The organism is Chamaesiphon sp. OTE_20_metabat_361 (assembly GCF_031364565.1).
The window spans coordinates 1-5,515 of the sequence record NZ_JANLWO010000297.1; the positions used below are offsets into that span (position 1 = coordinate 1).

At 48.7% G+C, this 5,515-nt stretch carries 5 protein-coding genes; 4 read left to right on the top strand and 1 reads right to left on the bottom strand.

The window, feature by feature from the left end:
* The 3 genes from RMO35_RS08740 to RMO35_RS08750 form a co-directional block, all read left to right on the top strand.
* Positions 1-185: hypothetical protein (locus tag RMO35_RS08740; RefSeq protein ID WP_309740300.1), on the top strand; the 185-nt coding region annotated here is incomplete at its 5' end.
* Between the two features lie 233 nt (positions 186-418).
* Positions 419-1,387, top strand: coding sequence for an adenosylcobinamide-phosphate synthase CbiB (gene cbiB, locus RMO35_RS08745; protein ID WP_396135634.1), 969 nt, complete (start codon positions 419-421; stop codon positions 1,385-1,387).
* A 221-nt stretch (positions 1,388-1,608) separates the two neighbouring features.
* Positions 1,609-3,234, top strand: a complete 1,626-nt coding sequence (locus tag RMO35_RS08750) for a Ppx/GppA phosphatase family protein (protein WP_309740301.1) — start codon at positions 1,609-1,611, stop codon at positions 3,232-3,234.
* 426 nt (positions 3,235-3,660) lie between these two features.
* Here RMO35_RS08750 and tnpA read toward each other — a convergent pair whose 3' ends face one another.
* Complete coding sequence (gene tnpA, locus RMO35_RS08755) at positions 3,661-4,083, bottom strand: IS200/IS605 family transposase (protein WP_396135633.1); 423 nt, start codon at positions 4,081-4,083, stop codon at positions 3,661-3,663.
* A gap of 64 nt (positions 4,084-4,147) precedes the next feature.
* On the opposite strand from tnpA, the gene RMO35_RS08760 reads away from it, so the two are divergent.
* A partial coding sequence (locus RMO35_RS08760; protein WP_309740305.1) for a transposase occupies positions 4,148-5,515 on the top strand: 1,368 nt, incomplete at its 3' end.

Here is a 5,515-nt window from a genome sequence, read left to right on the forward strand (position 1 = left end):
GTAAAGAAAAAGCCTTCGGTAGTAATGTCGCCGCACCCATCGTCAAATCTGTCATGGAATCCCTAATCTCGTTCGACGGTATCGCCCCCAGCAATCCAGCAGAAATCGATCGCGCCCGCTCGTCCACACCAGCCACCGCAGGCACCGCCGCCACACCCACGAAACCGCAGCCACCAGATCGGTAAATTCGATCGTGTTATGGCGTAGATGTGAGGGAACCCACACGGGGCACCCCAACGCAATTAATCTGTTGGGGTGCCCCTGGTGGGTACCCTGGGTCTACACTAAGCAATAGTATATTTCGACTGGTGAAAGAGGTAAGATTACCTCTTACCCCTTACACCTCTACCCTCTACCCTCTACCCTCTAATCTACCCTCTACCCCCTACCCTCTACCCTCTACCCTCTAATCTCCCCCCTGCTCCTCGCCGCCAGCCTAGATTACCTCATCGGCGATCCGTGGGGATGGCTGCATCCCGTGCAGGTGATGGGCTGGGCGATCGCGAAATATACGCAAATCGTCCTCAAATATGTCGATCGACCTCACTGGCGGCGGATTGCTGGGGTGGGGCTATTTTGGGGGCTAATTTTGGGGACGGGGGGACTGACTTGGCTGGTAATTCGTGCTTGTGAGTTAATACATCCGGTTTTGAGTATTGCAGTTCAATCGATCGGCTTGGCGAGTTGTTTTGCTGGGAGAAGTCTGCGGCGGGCGGCTGAGGATGTGTTGCAGGCGATCGAGTCGGGAGATCTGGCAACCGCGCGATCGCAACTGAGTATGTACGTCGGACGAGATACCGACAAGCTCACCATCCCCGAAATCTACCGCGCCATCCTCGAAACCGTCACCGAAAACGCGATCGATGGGGTGATGGCACCGCTGTTTTACGCGATCGTCGGGTTATTTATTCCCGCAGTGGGGGCTGTCCCCCTGGCTATGGCTTACAAAGCGGCTAGTACTTTAGATTCGATGGTCGGCTATCGTCGCGAGCCATACGCCGATCTCGGCTGGTGGAGTGCCAAATCTGAAGATGTGCTGACTTGGCTTCCCTGTCGGCTAGCAGTACTGACGATCGGGTTGATTTCTGGCAAACCGATCGCTGTCTGGCGGCTCTGTTGGCGAGATGCCGTCAAAGATCCCAGTCCTAATTCTGGCTGGAGTGAGTGCGCCTATGCCGCCGCCTTAGATGTCCAGGTAGGCGGGATTAATTATTACAAAGGACAAATTCAGCAGAAGCCGCTCTTAGGCGACGATCTGCAACCGATTAATGCCGCGATAATTCAGCGCGCATTGAGTCTGACTCGGACGAGTTTCCTGCTGTGGTTGGGGTTAGTCGCGATCGCCTTAGCGTCTACCACCGTTGTCCACCTCATACCTTTAATTTAGATGTACCCCTGCTAATCATGATGCCAGTTGCGATTTATACTCCCCTAGTAAGATTGTTACTACAAAGACTTCATTAAAAGAGTAGATGTAATCTTGTATCGGTATACAGCCTCAATGTAAATTAGAGCTAGCCGCGCTGGCTTTTGATTCGCATCGGATCGAAGTTAGCCGATCGACTCGTTTGTAATGACACAAATCCTCTCATCAAGCTGGAAATAACGATGGTAAATGTGGTGATAGAATCTTCAACCACGGTCGATCCCGATCGTGGCTCCAGCGATCCGATTATTGCGGCGATTGATATTGGCACCAACTCGATCCACATGGTGATCGTGCGAATCGTGACAGCCTTACCCGCTTTTAGTATTATCGCCCGTGAGAAAGAAACAGTCCGGCTGGGCGATCGCGATCCGCAAACGGGAAATCTGACACCAGAAGCGATCGCGCGGGCGGTAGGTGCCCTCAAACGCTGTCAGGAAGTTGCCAAAAGTCTTAATGTCCAGCAGATCTTGGCAGTAGCGACTAGTGCCGTCCGCGAAGCGCCCAACGGGCATGAATTTGTTAGATCGATCGAGACAGAACTGGGCTTAGCCGTAAATATTATTTCGGGACAAGAAGAGGCGCGGCGGATCTATCTCGGTGTCCTATCGGGAGTCGAGTTTAATAATATCCCCCATCTGATTCTCGATATCGGTGGCGGCTCGACCGAATTAATCCTCGGGGATAGCCACGAACCCCGCACCCTCAGTAGTACCAAAATTGGTGCCGTGCGGCTCACCACCGAATTTTTAGCAAATAATCCCGTTAGCGATCGCGCTTTAAGTTATCTTCAAGCCTATGTGCGCGGACAGTTAGAACGACCGATCGACGATATCAAAGCCAACCTCCAACCGGGCGAAATCCCCAAAATGGTCGGCACCGCTGGGACGATCGAAACCCTTGCCGCCGTCCTCAATTTAGATAAAAATGGTCAGGTACCCGATCGAATTCATGGCTTCAAGATTCAGCTAACCGAACTCCGCAACCTCATCAATCGGCTGCGACGGATGACAGTCGCCGAGCGCGCCGCCATTGAGGGCATTTCCGAGCGGCGAGCAGAAATCATCATCGCCGGGGCGGTAATTCTCCAAGAAGCGATGACGATGCTAGGAATGCAGTCGCTTTCAGTCTGCGAACGCAGCCTCCGAGAGGGCGTGATTGTCGATTGGATGCTCACTCAAGGACTGATTGAAGATCGGCTCAAATATCAAGGTTCGATTCGCGAACGCAGCACGCTCAAAATCGCAGGTAAATACGGCGTCGATATCCCCCACAGCCAGCGCGTCGCCGAACTTGCCCTGAGTCTGTTCGACCAAACCTACGGACAGATCCACACCTGGGATAAGTCCATTCGCCAGTTGCTCTGGAGTGCGGCAATCCTCCACAATAGCGGTCACTTTGTCAGTCATGATGCCCATCACAAGCATTCTTACTATCTAATCCGGTATGGCGAGCTACTGGGCTATACGGAATCCGAAATCGATATCATCGCCAACATTGCCCGCTACCACCGCAAAAGCCCCCCCAAAAAGAAACATCAGAATCTGCAAAACCTCACCAAAATTCACAGAACGATCGTCTCCGAACTGAGCGCCATTCTCCGTCTCGCTGTCGCCCTCGACAGACGCCGCATCGGGGCGATTAAAGATGTCAGCCTCAATTGCGATCTAGCTACTCGCGAGTGTCATCTGACATTTTTTCCGACAGATCCCCTCGATGCGTGCGTCCTCGAATGTTGGAGCTTGGATTATAAGAAACCGATTTTTGAAACTGAGTTCGATCTTAAGTTATTGACGACTAGAGGTTAGGGCGACGATTTGCGTTAGTTACTAGCTAGAGCGGTGCAAATATCTATTAGATAGCGATCGCTTGAAACCTAGATGGCAAGCTGAAACCTAGCTGGTGGGCAGTGCCCACCCTACTGGGACGACACGACTAAAACTGTGGGCGTTCAGAATTCTGAAAAATACAATGAGTAACATTTTGAGCGAGATCTTTACCCACATTTTTAGTCGTGTCGAGCCACTACTGGCTCTTACCCATTACCCATTACCCATTACCCATTACCTCTTACCTACCCTTCTGACATCTGTCGCCCTAATTTAACCTTTTCGCGTAATTCCCCGTCCGTCTGCACGGCGGGGATGTAAGCGAGGTGAGTAACGAGTCCCACCCTCGAATAAATTTGACCACCGCTCAAAAAATGAGTGGGGTGGGCGAGGCGCGAACAACTTCTAGGACTTAGGCGCATCTTGAGATTGAATGTATTGTTTGACAATTTCCAAAGGCGCACCACCAACAGAAACAATACAGTAAGCGTCAGTCCAAAAACTCGGATCTTCTTTTTTCCAATAAAACTGCTTGAGATGTTGCTCGAACTCCTTTCTAATAATCCGACTCGATGCTGATTTTAGCGAACCAACCAACTGAGAAATATTGTTGTCGGGATGAGCGTCAACTAGCAGATGTACGTGATTTTCTTCACCACTGAAATCAACTAATATACACTTTCTTTTCTCACAAACACGAGTAAAAACTTCTTTGAGTTTGTCGAGAACAGCCAGATCGATCGCCTTCTTGCGGTATTTAGTCACTAAGACGATATGAAACTGAATTCTAAAAACAGCATGTGCTCCTTTCCTCAAGCTAGTTTTCACGTTGACAACCGATTATGAATAGTGCTATTGTACCACCAAGCAACCGAACCAGTCATTTTCAAAAATGCCTTTACGCAGAGCTACTTACAGGCTTTATCCTACTCAAGAGGTGAGTAAGATACTGCACTACCATCGCCGACTTCACAAGGAATTGTATAATTCTGCGGTTTGCGAACGTAAAGTCGCGTATCAAAAATTTGGTAGATCGGTTTCTTATTTCGACCAGCAAAACAATTTACCAGCATTCAAGGAGGTGTGGACAGAATATAAAAACATCAATTCTCAAGCTTTACAAGCAACAATCAAACGTGTAGACTTTGCTTTCTGCCGATTCTTCAAAGGTTTGAGTAAATACCCTAAATTCAAATCTATTCGTAACTATTCGGGGTGGAGCTATCCTTCTTTTACGGGATGGAAAGCCCACAGTACTGGAGATAATGGATATTTGGAACTCGCTAAAATCGGGCAAGTTCAAATGCGGGGTAAAGCTAGACTCTGGGGCACTCCTAAAGCTTTGGGCATCATCTACCGGAATGGTAAATGGTATGCCTCTATTGTTTTGGAGATCGATAAAACTCTGCTCAAAAATAGTCGGCAAACTAGTGACGGTGTTGTTGCTATCGATCTTGGTTGTCAAGATGCAATTGCTTGGTCGAATGGGACTGAAGATGGTTTGGTTGCCGCGCCAAGATTTTTGAGGAAAGCAGAACAGAAAATCAAAAAGTTAAGCAAACTCAAGCGACGAAAAAGATCGCCTAACTACAAGAAAAAAGTCAAGGCTTCTAGGAGATGGAAACAAGTTCAAAAGCGGATTAGCAAACTTTATCGAAAAGTAGCCAATCAACGTCAAAACTGGGTTCATCATCAGACTACACATCTAATTAGCTGTAATAGCGTGGTAGTAACTGAAAAACTAGAAGTCAAAAAAATGAGTGCCAAAGCCAAAAAGCGGCGCGCTCCGGTCGGGTCTCCCGACCATGGAAGCGCGACAAGACAAGGCAAGCGCAAGAAACAAAAAGCTGGTCTAAATAAATCGATTCTCGATGTTGGGATGGGAATGATTAGAAGTTCTCTAAATGCTAAGTTGGATGATGTGAATGGTGTGTTTTCAGAAGCACCAACCAGACAACTCAAGCCATCACAAACCTGCCCTAAATGCAGACATCAGAAAAAGAAAACTTTAGACCAGCGCGTTCACGAATGCGAATCGTGTGGATATATTCAGCAGCGCGATATTGCGTCTTGTGAGGTCTTGTTGCTTTGGTATTCAAATAATCTGTCGGAGCTAGGAACTAGCTTCGTAGATGCAGATGGCTCTAGCTCTACTTCAGGCACCCGTAGTCGTAAGACGGCGGGAAGTATGAAGCAACTAGGTCAGTTGAAGCGTCAAAAATCAACCCTTATAGGACTGGATGCAGAAACCAGCCCTTCA